Source organism: Pirellulales bacterium (assembly GCA_019636335.1).
Classification (GTDB): Bacteria; Planctomycetota; Planctomycetia; order Pirellulales; family JAEUIK01; genus JAHBXR01.
Genome location: JAHBXR010000001.1, coordinates 455,843 through 475,149, shown reverse-complemented (window position 1 = coordinate 475,149; position 19,307 = coordinate 455,843). Strand labels below are relative to the sequence as shown.

The window sequence follows — 19,307 nt, the reverse complement described above, 5'->3', positions numbered from 1 at the left end:
CTCAGCTTTCCTCCTGGCGGCGCATCGCCTCGACTTCCTCCTTGAGTCGAGCGAGCACGCGGCTCTTGGCCACATAGGTCGCGCCGGTCGAGAGACCAAGCTGCTGGGCCGCTTCGGGCGCCGTCACCCCTTCGACCGCGGTCAGCCAGAAGGCACGCCAGGTCTTCTCCTGGAATTCGCCCTTCACGCGATCCATGGCGATCGAAGCCAGCCGGCGCTGGTACTCCATCTCCCACACGTCGGTACCGTCGGCCTCTTCGGCGGTGTTCGACAGCAGGCGATTCGTGGCCGAGTCGCCCGACCCCTGGGGGCGATGGCGCCGCGCCGAGAGAAAATTGAAAACCTTGTTCCGCGTAATCGTGAAGAGCCAGCCGCGGAAGGTCCCCTGGTTGCGGTCGTACTCCAGGCGCCCGATGGCCCCCGAGATCGAACGCATCACGTCCTGCATCAGATCGGCCGCGTCGGCATCCTGCAGGCCGCGCTTCCGCGCGAAGCCATACACCACCGGGCCATACAACGCCACGAATTCCTGCCACGCGGCGTGATTCGTTCCGTCCCGGATCTGAATGAGCAGGCTGGCGCGTGTGAGAGGCGAATCGTCCACGGGCCGGGTCGCACCTTGTGAAGCCATAAGCTTTCGCCCAGTCTGAGAACGCGGTCCGCCTTAACCGCTTCAGCCCACATGATACGCCCTGGAAGTCAGCGGGACGAGGGGCCCCCATTTTTCGCGACTCAGCAATGAGGTGGCTCATGGTCTCTCACGCTCCACGCCCCGGACGGCTCCCACGGCCGACCTCAACGCTGTGCTATCGACTCTGCCGGTTCGTCCGATACGTTCGCCTGCACGCGAGTCCCCGTAGTCATGTCATCGGTCGGATTGATCACCAGGCGTTCGATCCCCGTGATGCCTTCGATCACCACAATGCGCGATCCCAAGTCGCGCCCCAGTTGCACCCGTCGCAGCTCGATTTCGCCCCGCTCATCCACCACGGCCACGTGCGGCCCATCCACTCGCATCGAAAGAGCGCTGGTCGGAATGGTCCATGGCGAGGCATGCTCCTGCGGTTCGAGCACGACCCGGGCAAAACTCCCTGGCTGAAAGCGGCGGTTCGTATTGTCCAGTTCCACTTCGGCGAGCATCGTTCGGTTGCCGGCATCGACCGACTCGGCAATCCGCGTCACCGTTGCCTCGACGGATTCTCCTTCCGACTCGGGCACGCGTACCGTGGCCGCGGTCCCCGGAATCGTTCGGGCGGCATAACTTTGCGGCACGCTCACCTGCACGCGCACGCGGCGCATATCCTCGACGACATAGATCGGCTCCTTACCTTCGTTCACGAGCATGCCGACCTCGGCACTGCGGCGCGTGACGATGCCGTCGAACGGCGCGACGATTCGCTTGAAGCCCTGCAATTCGCGCAAGCGTTCGACGTTCGATTGCCGGCTCTTGGCAAAGGCCTCGCGCGCCTCGATCACCGCCGCCCGGGTCGAAAGATTCGACTTGCGCCGTGCGACATCGGCTTCGGCCGCGGCCACGTCCGCCGTGCGCGCCTCGACTTCGCGCTCGAACGTCTCGAACTCTTCTTGCGTCACCGTGCGATTGACGAGCAGCTTTTGTCGCCGTGCGAGTTGGCTCTTGGCGAGCGCCACTTCGGCCTGCACGCGCACCAACTGCGCTTCGGTCACTTTCAGGTCAGCCTCGGCTTCGACCAACTCGGCCTGCGCCTGTACGTTCGAGGCGATTGCTTCGCGCGTCAGGGCCTCGGCTTCGGCCAACTGTTGATCGAGCTCCGGGGCCTCGATCTCGGCCAGCAGATCTCCCGCGCGGACACGCTCGCCGAGGTCGCGATGCCAGGCGGTGAGATAACCGCTCACACGCGCGTGGAGCGTGGCCGTTTGCCACGGTCGCACGCTGGCGGGCAACTCGACCTTGGCCGCCGTGGCCGGCGTGGGGCGTTCGATCGTCACGGTTCGCAACGTCGGCATACCGCGCGGCGACGCGTGCGCCGTTTCGTGGGTGCCGCCATGCCAGGACTGCCCCAGCACCGCGATAATCCCCACGACCAGTACCGCTACGCCCAGCCAGCGCAGCGTCCGCCGGGCGCGCCCCTGACGACGCCCGACGGACGGGCTTCCTGCCGGCAACGGTACTTCCGGGGCTGCGTCGGCAACCGCTGCGGCACGCTGCGAACGATCGAGCGACGGGATTCTCGTGTGGCTATCGCGATTCGCGGGGGCAATCATGATCCTGGCTCCTCCTATCAAAATCGGGGCTCGGCTTCCCTTTCCGGGGAATACCGACCCCGCGATGGTTCCTTACACGGGTGACCCGAGAAAATCATTCCACCGGCGCGGCGGACACTTGGTCGCGACGCAATAAGCTGTAGACCACCGGCACGAACAGCAGCGTGGTCACGGTGGCCACGGCCAAACCGCCAATCACGGCCCGTCCCAGCGGGGCATTCTGCTCCCCCCCTTCCCCCAGGCCGAGCGACATGGGCAGCATGCCGATGATCATCGCCGCGGCGGTCATCAACACAGGCCGCATGCGGGTTCGACCCGCCTCGAGTGCCGCCTCGAAGGCCGAGGAACCCGCCTCACGCTGCTCGTTGGCAAACGTGACCAGCAAGATGCTATTCGCCGTGGCCACGCCAATCGACATGATCGCCCCCATCAGGGCGGGCACGCTAAATGTCGTCTGCCACAGGTACAACGACCACACGATGCCCACGAAGGCCCCCGGCAGCGCCGTGATGATGATGAACGGGTCGAGCCAGCTCTGGAAATTCACCACCATCAATAGGTAAACCAGCACGGCGGCAAAGATCAGCCCCAGACCCAATCGCCAGAAGGCCGACTCCATGCTCTCGACTTGCCCTCGCATGGTGATCGTATTGCCCGGGGCAAGCCGCGCGCGATATTCGTCGAGAATACGATTGATCTCGCCTGCCACGCTCCCCAGATCGCGGGCCTGCACGTTGGCATAGACATCGAACGTCGGTTGTACATTCGTGTGATTTGCCACTTCGGCCGTCACGCCGCGTTCGACCTTGGCCACATTCGAGAGCAACTGCACCCCCTGGCTGCTGCGCGACGCCAGCGGCAATCCGTTCAAGGCGTCGATGTTGTCGAGCTTGTAGGTCGGTGTCCGCGTCTCGACCAGATAGGAGATTCCCATCGAGGGATCGACCCAGTAGTTCGGCTGTACCTGGCCGCTGCCCGACAACGATACCAGCACGCTGTCGGCGACGTCGCGCTGCGTGAAGCCCAACTCGCCGGCGCGCGTCTGATCGACGTCGATGTGCAACTTCGGCACGTTCATCACCTGGTGGAGATGGACGTCGGCCACCCCCTCGATGTGGCGGATGCGTTCGGCGATCTCGCTGGCCAGGGCGTAGTTTTCCTGCCGATTCAGTCCCGCGAGTTGAATATCGATCGGCGCCGGCAAGCCGAAGTTCAGAATCTGGCTGACGATGTCGGCCGGCTGGAAGAAGAACGTCAACTGTGGGAAACGTCGCGGCAATTCTTCGCGCAGCCGAGCCATGTACGCGGGGGTCGACTGCTGGCGATGATGCGCAAGCGATACCAGGATCTCGCCGTCGGCCATGCCGGTCGTGGCGCTGTCGCCAAAGGCCATCGCGTAGGTGCGATTCGGCAGGCCGATGTTGTCGAGCACTAGCTCGACTTCGTCCGAGGGGATGATCTCGCGAATCGCCTGCTCTACCGCCGTGAAGTAACGCTCGGTTTCTTCGATGCGGCTGCCGGCGGGCGCACGCACGTGCAAGCGGAATTGGCCCGTGTCGACCGTGGGAAAGAAGTCGCGTCCCACCCAGGGCAACAGCATGAAGCCGCTCGCGGCGATCAGGGCGAAGGCGAGGAAGACCCGCCCCCGGTGCTCGAGATTCCATTTCAAGACCCGCACGTACGCGTCGCGGACCTGTTCGAAACGGCGTTCGAAGCCGGCGTGCAGCCGCCCAAACCATCCTTGCGATGCACCGTGGTGACCATGAGACAGCTCGGCCGGCAGCAGGTAATCGACCATCGTCGGCACGATCGTGCGCGACAGCAGGTACGACGCCAGCATGGCGAACGCCACGGCCAGCGCCAGCGGGGTGAAGAGATACTGGGCCGGTCCATCGAGAAACAACACCGAGACGAACACGATGCTGATCGTCAGCGTCGAGACGAACGTCGGTCCCGCAATCTGCATGGCCCCGTCGAGAATCGCCTGCCGCAACGGTTTGCCCATCCCCAGGTTGCGGTGGATGTTCTCGATCTCGACCGTCGCGTCATCGACCAAAATGCCGACGGCCAGCGCTAAACCGCCCAAGGTCATCACGTTGAGCGAATGTCCCAGGGCGTAGAGCATGATAATCGACGACAGGATGGCGAGTGGTATCGACACCGCCACGATCAGCGTGCTGCGCCAACTGCCGAGAAAGACCAGGATCATCGTCGCCGTGAGCAGACCGGCAATGATGCTCTCGACCACCACCCCTTCGATTGCCGCGGTGACGAACAACGATTGATCGAACAGCAATTCGATGTGCAGCTCCTTCGGGGCCGCCGCCACGATCTCGGGCATCATCCCCTTCACTTGGTTCACGATGTCGAGCGTCGATGCGTTGCCGTTCTTCAGCAGCGTTACGAGTGCCCCACGACTGCCGTTCCGGCGCACCACCGTCGTCTGCGAGGTGCTGCCATCGCGGACCTGCGCGACGTCGCGCATAAAGATCGTTGCCCCACCGACCACCTTGAGCGGAATGTCGTTAAAGCGATCGGGCGTGGGGGGCGTATTGTTCAAGGTGACGGGATACTCGTGCGTATCGATCCGTGCTACGCCCGTCGGATAGGCCAGGTTGTACGCGTTGATCGCGTCGGCCACCTCTTTGGGCGAGATCCCCTTCGCCTGCAACAATTGCGGATCGAGATCGACCATCACCTGCCGCTCGCGGCCGCCGTACGGTGTGGGCAACGTCAGTCCCTGCACCGTCGAAAGCTGAGTGCGCAGGATGTAGAGCCCGTAGTCGTAGACCTCTTCCTCCGACATCGTCTCGCTGCTCAGGCCGACTTGCAGCACCGGCACGCTCGACGCGTTGAACCGCACGATGATCGGCGGCTGAATGCCAGGAGGCATCACGGCCCGGATCGCCTGGCTGACCGAGGTGACCTGAGACATGGCCGTGCTGACGTCCACCCCCTGGTGAAAGTAGATCTTGATCACCGCCACGCCATTGAGCGTCTGCGATTCCATCCGCTTGATGTCGTTCACGTTCGACGACATCGCGTATTCGCTATAGGTCGTGATGCGCCGTTCGACCTCGCTCGTCTCCATTCCCTTATAGGTCCAGATGACCGTAATGACGGGAATGTCGATCTCGGGAAAAATGTCGGTCCGCATCTGCGTGATCGAGGTCGCGCCCAGCACCACGATCAACAGGGCCATTACCACGAACGTATAAGGACGCTGCAGGGCGAGTCGTACGATCCACATGGTTGGGTCTCCGCCAAGGGGTATGCTCAGCGGGGATTACCAGCCAGCCGGGCAATCCTTACACGCCCCTGTTTCCGATCGCCCCGTGGGGACTTGCATCCTGCACTCACGCCCGGAGAAAAAATTTTTCTTTGCCCCGTCTGTAAGCTCTCGTTCAGGGGCCGGTAATCTCTCTCGTCAGCCAGGGCCGGAGACGCGATCCACAAACCGGCTGGCAGCCACTCGAGTACCACCGTCCAAGCGTTCACCCAACAAAGCGTTTACAAGCACAAGGAACGTCCTCATGTCGCAGAAACTGCAAGGCAAGGTCGCGGTCGTCACGGGCGCCTCGAAGGGGATCGGGGCGGGCATTGCCCGACTGCTGGCCGCCGAAGGAGCGTCGGTGGTCGTCAACTATGCGTCGAGCAAGCAGGGCGCCGAACAGGTCGTGGCCGACATTGAAAAGAGTGGCGGAAAGGCCGTGGCCATTCAGGCCGATGTCTCGAAGTTCACCGACATCGCACGGCTCTTTTCCGAGACGAAACGCCACTTCGACCACGTCGATATTCTGGTGAATAACGCCGGCATCTTCGAACAGGCACCCCTCGAAGAGATCACCGAGGAGCATTTTCACCGGCAGTTCAATCTGAACGTGCTGGGCCTGCTGCAAACCACCCAAGAAGCAGTCAAGCTCTTCGGCAAGCATGGCGGCAGCATCGTCAACATCAGTTCGGTGGTGGCGACCTGGTCGCCGGCCAATAGTGCGGTCTACAACGCCACGAAGGCCGCCGTCGATGCCATCACCCGCACCCTGGGCAAAGAGCTCGCGCCGCGCGGTATCCGGGTCAATTCGGTGAACCCGGGCATGGTCGACACCGAAGGGCTCCGCGCGAGCGTCTTTGCCGACTATCGCGATGCGACCGCCGCTTCGACGCCATTGGGCCGCATCGGCACGCCCGACGACATTGCTCCGGCCGTGCTCTACTTCGCCTCGTCCGATTCGTCCTGGGTAACCGGCGAAACGTTGTATATCACGGGTGGCGTTCGGTGAGCCATCCGCAACGTATCCCGATGCAGAGAAAAGCTTGACACATACCGGCCCGTTAGGTTAACTGCCTAATCGTTAGCTTGCATAGCATGTCAGGCAATTCGCTCTGCATCGGGGTGTGGTCTATGGAATCGCGCTCGCGTTTCGCTTTCTTTGCCCTGGTCGTCTCCCTCGTCGGAGTTGCGTCTGGCGCGAACCTCAACCTGGGGGTTCGCGATTACTCGCAGGAACCTGGCTATCGCCTGCTCATCGAGCGGCACTATATCCCGCCGCTGATGGACCAAGAGGTGTTCGACAATCTTTGGCGCGTCTGGGAAGAGCCACTCCGTGCCAAGGCCGAGTCGGCCAGTGCCGAACAACGCCGCCAGATGGCCCTCCGCCGCTATGGGCTGACCGAGGCGCCCGGACGTCCCGGGGGCGTGCCCATGCAGTTTGCCGCCAGCCACGAGACGGCTGGCTGGGCCGTCAACTGCCTCTTCTGTCACGGTGGCAAGGTGGCGGGGCAGGTCATCCCCGGGCTGCCCAATTCGCACATCGCCATGCAAACGCTGTACGACGAGGTAGCCCAGACCAAACACCTCCTCGGCCAGCAGGTGCCCACCTTACCCAAGCAGCTCGACGTCCCCCTCGGAGATTCGAACGGTACGACCAATGCCATCGTATTCGGCGTCTTGCTCGGTTCTCTGCGCGACCGCGATCTCAACTATCGACCCAACCAGATGGTGCCCAAGCTGCTGCACAACGATCACGACGCGCCGGCCTGGTGGTATGTCCACAAGAAAACGCATCTCTACTCCGATGGCCATTCGCCGAAGGATCATCGCGCGCTAATGGCCTTCATGATGGATCCCGCCAATGGGCGCGATGCCTTCGACAAAGCGGAGGACGACTATCGGGTGATCCTCGCCTGGATGGAGTCGCTCGAGACGCCACGCTGGCCGTGGAGCATCGATGCCACACTGGCCGCCGAGGGGGAGACGATCTTCAACAACCGCTGCGCCGAGTGCCACGGCACGTACGGCAAAGACTCCGAGTATCCGAACCAGATCATCCCGATCGACGTCGTCGGCACCGACCGCACGCGGCTCGATTCCATTCTGCCGATCATGCGGTTCGGCGCGCAAATGACCTGGTTCGGCAATTACGGCAAGAAGAAAATGATCGTCGATCCCGGGGGCTACCTCGCGCCACCCCTCGACGGCGTGTGGGCTTCGGCGCCATATCTCCACAATGGCTCCGTCCCGACGCTGCGCCATCTCTTCTACCCCGAAGAGCGCCCGGTCGTCTGGCAGCGCAGCGAGGATGGCTACGATCAGGAAAAGATCGGCCTCGAAGTGACCGCCTACGACGACATCCCCACCGACGTCACCAATCCCCGCGCGCGGCGCACCTACTTCGACAGCCGTATCGTGGGCAAGAGCAACGCCGGACACATCTTCCCCGCCGAACTCGAAGAGGCCGAAAAACAGGCCGTTCTCGAGTACCTCAAGACGCTATAAAGCGATCGCGCACGATAGCAGTTTGTCGCCATCGAGCACGTGGCGGCTTACGTTGTCCAATTCCAACGCCAGCGAGCCGCACGACGTCCGAGATCATCCCACGATGACGCGCGGCTGTCGATCAGGATCGGAAATCGTCTTGCGGATCAGTTCACGCACGATCCAGGGAACGTTCCCCTCGCCGAAGAGAAAGAAGCTGGCGCTGGCCGACAGCGGGCTCTCGTCCGACCAGCCGAAATGGATCTCCGGCGGCTTTCCCACGGCCGAAAGCTCGCACGCTACCGAGGCCACCACGTGGGCAATGCTCGCCGCCCCGGCCACGCGAATGACGAAGCGTTCCCCCACATTCTCGATCGACAAGACCGGCTGATGCTCGAATTCGCTCGTATCGCCAAGCTGCACTTCCACGAACACGATCGGCACCTCCGGCCCCAGCCGGTGACGCTCGCGGATGCTCGCTTCCTTGACTTCCAGCCTACGCCGTCCGGGACGGTGCGGCACCAGCACCGGAAACTCCAGGTGCTTCAAGCTGTCCCATAGAAATCGCGACTCGGGATCGGCAAACACGAATCCCTGAAAGCGATGCTCTTTGCTCCGCATGACGCGCGACAAGAGCGACGACACGACGATCGCCACGATAAAGCAACTGGCGATCTTGATGCCGTCGGGACGTTCGAACATGTTGGCCGACATCGTGTACAGAAACAGAATCGTAATTGCCAGGTAGGGCCACGCCAGACGCCGATACCAGGCCCCTGCGCGGTGGCGGAACGTGTCGATCACCGTCGCGATGCAGGCGCTGACAATCAACACCAACACGCCGGTGGCGTAGGCTCCCCCTTGCTTGCTCACATCAGCATTGAAGATCCACGTCACCAGCAGATTGATGAGCGTAAACAAGATAATCAGCGGTCGCGCCGCCCGCGCCCAACCCGGCGCCATCCCATAACGCGGCAGGTACTGCGGCACGAGATTCAACAAACCCGCCATCGCGCTCGCGCCGGCAAAGGCCAGGATCAGCACCGTGCTGATGTCGTAGATCGTGCCAAAGAACACCCCAAACAGCGGATTGATAAAATACGGACTCTCCCCGTGGGCCAGGTAAGCCATCGCACGATGTTCCGCCGGTTGATCGCGACCCAGCGACTCCGGCGGAATCAGTGTCGCCGTTGCCATCGCCGATCCCAGCAGATACAGCGACATGATCACCGCGGCACACGTCAGCAGCTTGCGCGTGTTACGGATGCGTCCCGCCGGTAGTGCGGGATCGTCGTCCTCGTCGCCGCGCACCAGCGGCATCACCGCCACGCCGGTTTCGAATCCGCTCAAGCCCAGTGCCAGCTTCGGAAAGAGCAACAGCGCGATCGCCAGGATCGTCCAGAAATCGGTCCCTGCGAGGATCGGCTCGTGGTGCAGGTGCCAATTGCCCGTGACGACGTCGTTCCACCAATGCCCGAGCAACCCGGGATGGGCGATCAGATAGACGAGCCCACTCCCGACGACCACGGCGTTCAAGCCGAGAAAGACGCACACGATGATCGCCGCGATCCAGATCACCTCGCGGAAGCCCCGCACGAAGCTGATGCCGAGCAGGATCAATAGCGTCAGCGTCACGACCATCCGCTGCTGATGTTCGCTCAGGCTCTGCAGGAAGGGCGCCACCTGGCGCCAGTGCGGGTTGTGCAACAGATGTTCGGCGGCGTCGGCAGCCGAGAGGGTCTTGGTGATCACGTAGTCGGTCGCCGCGAATCCCAGCAGCGTCAGCACGAGAAACTTGCCGGTCCAGCCGTGGACCAGCTCTTCGAGCATGTGGATCGATCCTTGCCCGAACGGCGAACGTCCCGCCACGTAACAGTAGACCGGCAGGGCTCCGAAAAGGGTGGCCAGCACCAGCACGCCGGTAGCCAAAGGGGCGAGCGAACCGGCCGACTCGAAGGCCAGCGAAGGCTGGTAGCCGAGCGTGCTGAAATAGTCGACCCCCGTCAGGCACATGACCCAGAGCCAAGCACTCTGGTGGTGGGAACTGCCAGATGCCGTCGAGGCGGCGGCAGGAGGGGCAGCAGAATGGCTGGGCCCAGAGGGCTGGCGTACCTGCCCTTCGGCAGGAGGCTGTGTCATGGAGGTTCTCAAATCGAGGCGCAGGACGCGGCTGAGATAATAGCAACGTCCCGGGTACCTCGTCGAGCGCCCACCTGGACGCCGCGTTCCCCGGCCGTGCTTCTGTCCACGGGGCGCCCCCCCGAAGCATCCTCGGGTAACACGAAACGGCCCGGTACAACCCTGCGAACCGTCAAAACTGGCCCTTCGCCGTTGACGATCCGACAGGGTTGACTTACGATTGACGTGGCGGACTGACCAGTCAGTCCGCCACGTGGGGGGTAAGCTTGACCGCAGGATTTGCCCACTTGTCCACCGTAAGAACACTCGATCGCCGAGAACAGATTCTCGATGTCGCCACCAAGCTCTTCGCCGAGCGTGGGTATGCCGACACCGATACCCAATTGCTGGCCGATGCACTCGGCATCGGCAAAGGCACCCTCTACCGCTATTTCCCCAGCAAGCGCGAGCTGTTTCTCGCCGCCGCCGATCGTGGCATGCGCGAGTTGTGCGCCTCGATCGATGCCAGCATCGAGCACATCGAGGATCCCCCCGCCCGCATTGCCCAGGTCGTGCGGTCCTATCTCACGTTCTTCGCCGAGCACCCCGAACTGTGCGAACTTTTCGTACACGAGCGGGCTCTGTTCAAGGATCGTAAAAAGCCCACCTATATCGAACATCGCGAGGCCCACCGCGAACGCCTGCGACTGCTGTACCGCGGCTATATCGCCCAAGGCCAAATCCGCGACATTCCGGTCGACCGCATCCTCGACGTGCTGGGCGACCTGATGTACGGCACGATGTTTACGAATCACTTTTCGCAGCGACAGGTTTCGGTCGAGGCGCAGGTGCAGGACATCATCGACGTGGTGTTCTATGGCCTGCTCAACGAGCACGGCCGCCGGCGCAATCCCCCGCCCGAAGAGCAGCCGCGAAACGACCCAAGTCTCCGGAACGGCCAAAACGGCTAGAGTTGAAGAGCGCCATCGTGAAGAGCTACTTGTACATCCTCCCCCTCAGCCTGCTCGCCCTCCCCTTGGCGGGCTGCGGTCAGGCCCCGCCCCCCATGCCACCGATGCTGCCGCCGCAGGTCGAAGTGGCACTGCCGGTCTATCAAGACATCCGCGACTATGAAGACTTCACCGGACAAACCGAAGCGGTGACGAGCATCGACGTCCGCGCCCGCGTTACCGGCTACCTGGCCGCCGTCCACTTCAAGCACGGCGCCGAGGTGCAGGCCGGCGACGTGCTGTTCGACATTGATCCCCCCTACTACAAGGCGGAAGCCGCGCGCGCCGAAGGGCTCGTCGCCCAGGCCGAGGCGCGACTCGAACGATTGAAGCTCGACTTCCAGCGTTCGAAAGAGAACCTCGCCCGCGGCGTCATCACCCAATCGGCCCATGATCTCATGACCAGCGACGTGGCCGAGGCCGAAGCCGCGCTGAAATCGGCGCAGGCCTCGCTGACCATCGCCAACGTCAACCTGGGCTATACCAAGGTTCGCTCGCCGATCGCGGGTCGCGTCAGCCGCCCCTTCATCGATCCGGGCAATCTCGTCAAGGCCGACGACACGATTCTCACGCGGGTCGTGTCGCAGAATCCGATGTGGGTCTACTTCGATCTCGACGAACGCACCTTGCTCCGCTTGCGGCGCGCCTCATCGGAAGGAACCGTCGCCGCCATGGCCGGCACGCACGCCGACGTGTTGATGGGGCTGGCCGACGAAAAAGGTTATCCCCACCAGGGTCAGCTCAACTTCGAGGACAACCGCGTCGACCCTAGCACGGGCACCTTGCGCGTTCGTGCGGTGTTCGACAACAACGATCGACTGCTCTCGCCCGGTCTGTTCGTACGCGTGCGCGTGCCGATCGGCGAGCCCTACCGCGCCTTGCTCGTCCCCGAGTCGGCCTTGGGCACCGACCAGGGACAGCGTTTCCTCTACGTCGTCGATGATGAAGGGATCGTCGCTTACCGCCGCGTCGATGTGGGCAGTCTCCACTCGGGCCTGCGCGTCGTGACGAATGGCCTCTCTCCGAACGAAAAAGTTGTGGTCGTGGGGCTGCAGCGTGTCATGCCGGGGGCCAAGGTCGACGCCAAGCTGACGGAGCCCCCCGCCGTACAGGCGGCCCTTCCCGGTTTGACGACCGAGCGCTAGCCCCACCTCGTTTCCCTCCTCGCTCCGCGTCCGCTCTCGCTACGAGTTGCAGCCGTGATTTCACGCTTCTTCATCGATCGCCCGATCTTTGCCGCGGTGCTGTCGATCGTGATCACGTTGGCGGGAGCCGTGGCGCTGTGGACGCTGCCCGTGGCACAGTTTCCACAGGTCTCGCCCCCCACGGTGTCGGTGAGCTGTTCCTATCCCGGGGCGAGTGCCCGCGACGTCGCGCAGGCCGTGGCCGCGCCGATCGAGCAGCAGGTCAACGGCGTCGAAGGCATGATGTACATGTCGTCGACTTGCACGAACGACGGGCAGTACAACCTGTCGGTGACGTTCCAAAACGGCGTCGACGTCGACATGGCGCAGGTGCTGGTGCAGAACCGTGTCAGCCTGGCCGTCCCCGCCCTGCCCGACGTCATCAAGCAGACCGGCGTCAGCACGCGCAAGCGTTCGCCCGACATCTTGATGGGCCTGGCGGTCTTCTCCCCCGACCGCCGCTACGATCAGCTCTATTTGAGCAATTATGTCGTGCTGCAGATTAAAGACGAAATCGCCCGTGTCGAAGGTGTGGGAGACGTGAACGTCTTCGGCCAGCGCGATTACAGCATGCGCATCTGGCTCGATCCCGAAAAACTCGCCGCGCGCAACCTGACGCCGGCCGACGTGGCCGCGGCCATCCGAGAGCAAAACACCCCGGTGGCCAGCGGCGCCATCGGTCAGCAGCCATCTCCCGACGATCAAAACCTGCAAATTACGCTCAGCACGCTAGGGCGTCTCGACGAGGTCGAGGATTTCGAGCAGATCATCATCAAGGCGGACTCCGAGGGGCGCACGGTCCGCATTCGCGACGTGGCCCGGGTCGAATTGGCCGCCAAGAGCGTCGACGTCAACAACAGCATGGATGGCCAGCCGACGGTCTTCCTGGCGATTTTCCAACGTCCCGACGCGAACGCGCTCGAGACGCACGACCTGGTCATGGCCAAGATGAAGGAGCTGAGCGAGACCTTTCCCGAGGGGCTCGCTTACGACGTCGGCTTTACCACCGTGCCCTACACACGCGAATCGATCCGCGAGGTAATCAACTCGCTGCGCGATGCTATCGTGCTCGTGGCCCTCGTGGTGCTGCTCTTTCTACAGAACTGGCGTTCGGCCTTGATCCCGCTCGTGGCGGTGCCGGTGGCGATCGTCGGCACGTTCGCCGCCATGGCGGTCTTCGGGTTCAGCTTGAACAACCTGACACTCTTCGGCCTGGTGCTGGCGATCGGCATCGTGGTGGATGACGCCATCGTCGTGGTCGAAGCGGTCGAGCATCATATCGAGCATGGGCTCTCGCCGCGCCAGGCCACGATCAAGGCCATGGAGCAAGTCTCCGGACCCGTGATCGCCGTGGGGCTCGTGCTGAGCGCCGTGTTCGTCCCCTGCGCGTTCATCTCCGGCATCACCGGGCAATTTTTCCGCCAGTTCGCCATGACGATCGCCGTGTCGACGATCATCTCGGCCTTCAATTCGCTCACGCTCAGTCCGGCCCTGACGGCCGTGCTGCTCAAGCGTCACGACAAGCACGCGGCGCCCCCCCTGCCCTGGCTCTGCTTTCCGATCGGTGGTGCCTGGTTGGCCTGGTATCTTTACGACGAACGTACCCGCCTCTGGCTGATCGATAGCGCCAGCGCAAGCCCGGGCTTCGCCTCGTGGCTTGCACCCACGATCCTGGTCCTCGGCGGAGCGCTCGTCGGAGCCCTGCTCGCGGGACCATCGAATCGGTTGTTGAGCTGGTTTTTCCGCGGCTTCAATCGCGCCTTCCAATTCACGACCAACGTCTACACCGCGGTCGTGCGGCGAGTCTTGCGCGCCAGCCTGATCTGCCTGTTGATCTACGGGGGCCTGCTCGGCGTCACCTGGTGGCGCTTTGTCGCCACTCCCAAGGGGTTCATCCCCTCGCAAGACATGGGCTATCTGCTCTGCAGCGTACAGTTGCCCGACTCCGCCTCGCTCGAGCGTACCCAGACGGTCATCGATCAGATGGTCGAGATCGCCCGCCAGCACGAAGGGGTCAAGCACTGCTCGGGGATCACGGGCCAGTCGTTCGTGTTGCAGGCGTTTGGTTCGAACTTCGGTTCGATGTTCGTCAACCTGCAAGATTATCACCACCGCCGCACGCCTGAACTTTCGAGCGAAGCGGTGGCCAATTACCTGCGCAAGGAGTTTGGCGCGCAGATCAAGGGGGCGAACATCCAGGTCTTCCCGCCGCCCCCGATTCGTGGCGTCGGTCGGGCCGGCGGCTTCAGCATCATGATCGAGGACCGCGGCGACGTCGGGCCGCAGGTGCTCCAGGAAGAAACTGAGCGGCTGGTCAAGCTCGGCAACGAGACGCCCGGCCTGCAGACGCTCTTCTCCTCTTTCCGGGCGAACGTGCCGCAGTACTACGTGCGATTCAATCGCTCGCAAGCGATTCTGCGTCACGTCTACGCGGCCGATTTCGCCAACGTGCTGCGCATGTATCAAGGCTCGCTGTACGTCAACGACTTCAACAAGTTCGGCCGCACCTGGCAGGTCATCATCCAGGCCGATCCCCAATTCCGCGACCGCCCCGAGTACATCTCGAAGTTAAAAGTGCGCAACGCCGAAGGGGTGATGGTGCCGCTCGGGTCACTGGCGACCGTGCAGGAAGTGAACGGCCCCATGGTGCTGACGCGCTACAACATGTATCCGGCCGCCGCCATCAACGGCGCCGCGGCCCCCGGCGTCAGTTCGAACCAGGCCATCGCCATCATGGAGACCCTGGCCAAGAACACCTTGCCGCGCAACATGAGCTTCGAGTGGACCGACATGTCCTACCTCGAGCTGCTGGCCGGCAACACGGCGACCGTCATCTTCGGCTTTGCCGTGGTGATGGTCTTTCTCGTGCTCGCCGCGCAGTACGAGAGCTGGTCGCTGCCGCTGGCGGTGATTCTCGTCGTGCCCATGTGCCTGCTCAGCGCCTTGATCGGCGTGAGCATCGCCCGCCTGGACGTCAATATCTTCACGCGCATCGGCTTCGTCGTGCTGGTGGGGCTCGCCAGCAAGAACGCGATCCTCATCGTCGAGTTCGCCAAGCAACAGCGCGTCGCCGGGGTGCCCCGCTTCGAGGCGACCCTGGCCGCCTGCCGCTTGCGCTTGCGACCGATCGTCATGACCTCGCTGGCGTTCATCCTGGGGGTCGTGCCCCTCATCATCTCGAACGGCGCAGGCGCCGAGATGCGCAAAGCCCTGGGCGTGGCCGTCTTCAGCGGCATGTTGGGCGTCACCCTGTTCGGGCTCGTGCTTACCCCCGTCTTCTTCTACACGATCGACTACCTGAGTCACACGAAGCTGTTTGCTTCGCCGCGGCTGCGCAAGTTCAACGCCCTGGTGCTCGGCACGCTCAGCCTGCGGCCGGTCCGCCGTCTGGCCGGCGCGACGGCCCGCCGCGTGGCGAGCCTGGCCCGAGTGCCCCTGCGGCGCAAAACGCTACCGCGCCCGAAGATCCTGCGGATCGCCAACGAGTCGCACGACGAATCCAGGCAGGCGAGCGATTCTTCCGGAGAGTTCGCCACGCAGGCCGACGCCGGCAGCAGCGTCTCCACCGCGCCGCGTTCCAAATGAGGTAACGGCTTGTTCTCGCAATTCTTCATCAACCGACCGATCTTCGCCTCGGTGTTGTCGATCATCATCACCCTGGCCGGGGGCGTCGCGCTCATCGCCTTGCCGATCGCGCAGTATCCCGAGATCACGCCGCCGACGGTCGAGGTCTCGGCCGTCTACCCCGGCGCGAACGCCCAGGTCGTGGCCGACACGGTCGCCGCGCCGATCGAGCAGCAGGTGAACGGCGTCGAGAACATGCTGTACATGTCGTCGCAGTGTACGAACGACGGCGTCTACACGCTGACCGTCACGTTCAAGCATGGCGTCGATCTGAACATGGCCCAGGTGCTGGTGCAGAACCGTGTCTCGCTGGCCCAGCCGACGTTGCCCGATCTCGTGCAGCGACGCGGCATCATGGTGAAGAAGAAGTCCCCCAGCGTGCTGATGATCGTCAACCTCTTCTCGCCCGACGATTCGCGCGACAATCTCTACCTGAGCAACTACGCCACGATTCAGCTCAAGGATGAACTTTCGCGCCTCGAAGGGGTGGGCGACATCACCTACATCGGCCAGCGCGACTACAGCATGCGTTTCTGGCTCGATCCCGAAAAAATGGCCTACCGCGGGCTGACCACCACCGATGTGGTCCGCGCCATCGAGCAGCAGAACACCCAGGTGGCCGCCGGCCAGATCGGCCAGCCCCCGGTCGAGTCGGGACAGGTCTTCCAGTTCACGATGAGCACGATGGGGCGCCTGATCGACGTCGAGCAATTCGGCGAGATCATTCTCAAGGCCGACGCCGAAGGCCGTTTCGTGCGGCTGCGCGACGTCGGCAATATCGAGTTGGGCGCGCTCGTCTACAACCAATCGTGTACGCTCGACGGACAGCCTTCCGTCGCCCTCTCCATCTATCAGTTGCCCGGCTCGAACGCCCTCGACGTCGCCCAACTGGTCCGCGAGAAGATGGCCGAGTTGAAAGATCGTTTTCCGACGGGAGTCGAGTATTCGATCGTCTACGACACGACCCCGTTCATCGAGGAATCAATCAACGAAGTGTTCAAGACGCTGCGCGACGCCATCATCCTGGTGGCCATCGTGGTGCTCGTGTTCCTGCAGAACTGGCGCTCGGCCATCATTCCGTTGGTGGCCGTGCCCGTGGCCGTGGTCGGCACGTTCGCGGCCATGGCGGCCATCGGCTTCAGCCTGAATAACCTGACGCTTTTCGGCCTGGTGCTCGCCATCGGGATCGTGGTGGACGACGCGATCGTGGTCGTGGAAGCGGTCGAGCATCATATCGAGCACGGACTCTCGCCGCGCGACGCCACGGTTCGGGCAATGCAACAGGTTTCCGGGCCGGTGATCGCCGTGGGACTCGTGCTGAGCGCGGTGTTCGTCCCCTGCGCGTTCATCTCCGGCATCACCGGGCAGTTCTTCCGGCAATTCGCGCTGACGATCGCCGTGTCGACCGTGATTTCAGCGTTCAATTCGTTGACCCTCAGCCCCGCCCTCACCGCCATTCTGCTCCGTCCGCGCGGCAACGAGGCCACGCCCCCTCTGCCGCGCATCGCGTTTCCCATCGCCGGCGCCTGGTTGGGCTGGGAACTCGTCGCACGCGGGTTCGCCGCGGGGCACGCCCCTGGCGAGGCCCCGGTCGCCGCGGGATGGATCGACTACTGGCCTTGGATTGCCGTCCTCCTGGGGGCCATCGTGGGATGGTTCGCCGCCCCCTGGCTCAACCGTCTGTTGGGGGCGGGCTTCCGCGCCTTCAATCGCGTCTTCGACCGCGCGACCAGCGTCTACACCCGCGTCGTCGGCGGACTCTTGCGCGTCAGCCTGATCGTGCTCTTCGTCTATGGCGGCCTGCTGCTGCTCACCTGGCAGAGCTTCGTCGCCGCGCCGAAGGGCTTCATTCCGCCGCAAGACAAAGGCTACCTGCTCGTCAACGTGCAACTCCCCGACTCGGCCTCGCTGCAGCGCACCCAGCAAACGGTGCTGCAGATCGAAAAGATCGCCGCCACCATTCCCGGCGTGCGACACACCGTGGCCATCGCCGGTCAATCGATCTTGTTGAATGCCTCGTCTCCCAACTTCGGCGCCATGTATGTGATGCTCGACACCTTCGAGCATCGCGTTGAAAAGGGACTCACCGGCGACGTCATCGCCGCGCAACTGCAAGACGCCGTGAAGAACGCCATCGGCGAAGGAACCGTCAACGTCTTCGGCGCGCCGCCGGTCGACGGCCTGGGCACCGCGGGCGGATTCAAGATCGTGATCGAAGATCGCGGCGACGCCGGCAGCGAGACGCTGCAAAACGTCGCCGAGCGCATCGTGCAGGAGGGGGACAAAACGCCGGGGCTGCGCGATCTCTTCTCCAGCTTCCGCGCGAACAGCCCCTGGCTCTATCTCGATATCGACCGCACCGCGGCGAAACGGATGGGCCTGAACATGGCCGACGTCTTCAACACGCTGCAGGTCTATCTCGGTTCCCTCTACGTCAACGACTTCAACCGTTTCGGCCGCACCTGGCAGGTCAACGTCCAGGCCGGGCCCGATTTCCGCAACCAGATCGAGGATCTCAAGCAACTCAAGATTCGCAACGCCGAGGGCAACATGGTCCCCCTCTCCGCGTTCAGCGACGTGCGCGACGTGCAAGGGCCGACCGTCATCACGCGCTACAACCTGTATCGCGCCGCCCCCATCAACGGCGCCGCCGAACAGGGGGTGAGCACCGGTCAGGCCCTGACCGAAATGGAACAGGTCGCCAAGGCCAACCTGCCCCGCATGATGCGCGCCGAATGGACCGAGCTGGCCCTCTTGCAGCTTCAGACCGGCAACACGGCGATGATCGTCTTCGCCCTGGCCGTCGTGCTCGTGTTTCTCGTGCTGGCCGCGCAGTACGAAAGCTGGGCCCTGCCGCTGGCCGTGATTCTGGTAGTGCCGATGTGCCTGCTCTGCTCGGTCGCGGCGGTGCTATTTGCCAGCCTCGACGTGAATATCTTCACGCAGGTCGGCTTCGTCGTGCTCATCGGCCTGGCGTGCAAGAACGCGATCCTCATTGTCGAGTTCGCCAAGGCCGAGCGCGAACGGGGGGTCAGCGTGCGCGAGGCCACCCTCGAGGCCTGCAAGCTCCGCCTCCGCCCCATCGTCATGACGTCGCTGGCCTTCATCATCGGCGTCGTGCCGCTGATCCTTTCGCACGGCGCCGGCGCCGAGATGCGCCGTACCCTCGGCACGGCCGTCTTCGGCGGCATGCTGGGCGTGACCGTCTTCGGCATCTTTCTCACGCCGGTCTTCTACTATGTGATCGAATGGATCAACGCCCACCGACCGCATACGGAAGACGAGGATGACGGAGACGAAGATCCCGATGCGCTCCCCTACATGGCCGCGCTAGGCCACGATGGCGACGTCCCGCACTGACGCGCCGGCCCG

The 19,307-nt window shown here is 63.4% G+C and carries 10 protein-coding genes; 6 read left to right on the top strand and 4 right to left on the bottom strand.

The genetic code is table 11. The features are described 5' to 3' along the window. Position 1: 1 nt before the first annotated feature. The 3 genes from KF708_01950 to KF708_01940 all read right to left on the bottom strand — a co-directional run bounded on the left by KF708_01950 (position 2) and on the right by KF708_01940 (position 5,494). A complete protein-coding gene (locus KF708_01950; protein MBX3411452.1) occupies positions 2-604 on the bottom strand; it encodes a sigma-70 family RNA polymerase sigma factor in 603 nt (200 codons plus the stop codon). 191 nt (positions 605-795) lie between these two features. Continuing rightward, positions 796-2,244 carry an efflux RND transporter periplasmic adaptor subunit gene (locus KF708_01945; GenBank protein ID MBX3411451.1) on the bottom strand — a complete coding sequence of 483 codons (1,449 nt, stop codon included), beginning with the start codon at positions 2,242-2,244 and terminating at the stop codon, positions 796-798. A 94-nt stretch (positions 2,245-2,338) separates the two neighbouring features. Next, positions 2,339-5,494 carry an efflux RND transporter permease subunit gene (locus tag KF708_01940; protein MBX3411450.1) on the bottom strand — a complete coding sequence of 1,052 codons (3,156 nt, stop codon included), beginning with the start codon at positions 5,492-5,494 and terminating at the stop codon, positions 2,339-2,341. A gap of 283 nt (positions 5,495-5,777) precedes the next feature. On the opposite strand from KF708_01940, the gene KF708_01935 reads away from it, so the two are divergent. Next, positions 5,778-6,524, top strand: a complete 747-nt coding sequence (locus KF708_01935; protein ID MBX3411449.1) for a glucose 1-dehydrogenase — start codon at positions 5,778-5,780, stop codon at positions 6,522-6,524. 122 nt (positions 6,525-6,646) lie between these two features. Continuing rightward, complete coding sequence (locus KF708_01930; GenBank protein MBX3411448.1) at positions 6,647-8,020, top strand: cytochrome c; 1,374 nt, start codon at positions 6,647-6,649, stop codon at positions 8,018-8,020. Positions 8,021-8,113: 93 nt separating this feature from the next. Here the strand turns inward: KF708_01930 and KF708_01925 are convergent, their stop codons facing one another. Further along, entirely contained in the window at positions 8,114-10,138 is a 2,025-nt protein-coding gene (locus tag KF708_01925) for a hypothetical protein (GenBank protein ID MBX3411447.1), read from the bottom strand. A 287-nt stretch (positions 10,139-10,425) separates the two neighbouring features. On the opposite strand from KF708_01925, the gene KF708_01920 reads away from it, so the two are divergent. Genes KF708_01920 through KF708_01905 form a run of 4 tightly spaced genes read left to right on the top strand, consistent with a single transcriptional unit; the run spans position 10,426 to position 19,295 of the window. Then, complete coding sequence (locus tag KF708_01920; GenBank protein MBX3411446.1) at positions 10,426-11,088, top strand: TetR/AcrR family transcriptional regulator; 663 nt, start codon at positions 10,426-10,428, stop codon at positions 11,086-11,088. 17 nt (positions 11,089-11,105) lie between these two features. Beyond that, complete coding sequence (locus tag KF708_01915) at positions 11,106-12,272, top strand: efflux RND transporter periplasmic adaptor subunit (GenBank protein MBX3411445.1); 1,167 nt, start codon at positions 11,106-11,108, stop codon at positions 12,270-12,272. Between the two features lie 54 nt (positions 12,273-12,326). Beyond that, on the top strand, positions 12,327-15,896 hold the full coding sequence (locus KF708_01910; GenBank protein ID MBX3411444.1) for an efflux RND transporter permease subunit: 3,570 nt from the start codon (positions 12,327-12,329) through the stop codon (positions 15,894-15,896). 9 nt (positions 15,897-15,905) lie between these two features. Beyond that, positions 15,906-19,295 carry an efflux RND transporter permease subunit gene (locus tag KF708_01905; GenBank protein MBX3411443.1) on the top strand — a complete coding sequence of 1,130 codons (3,390 nt, stop codon included), beginning with the start codon at positions 15,906-15,908 and terminating at the stop codon, positions 19,293-19,295. The last annotated feature ends 12 nt before the right edge of the window (positions 19,296-19,307 follow it).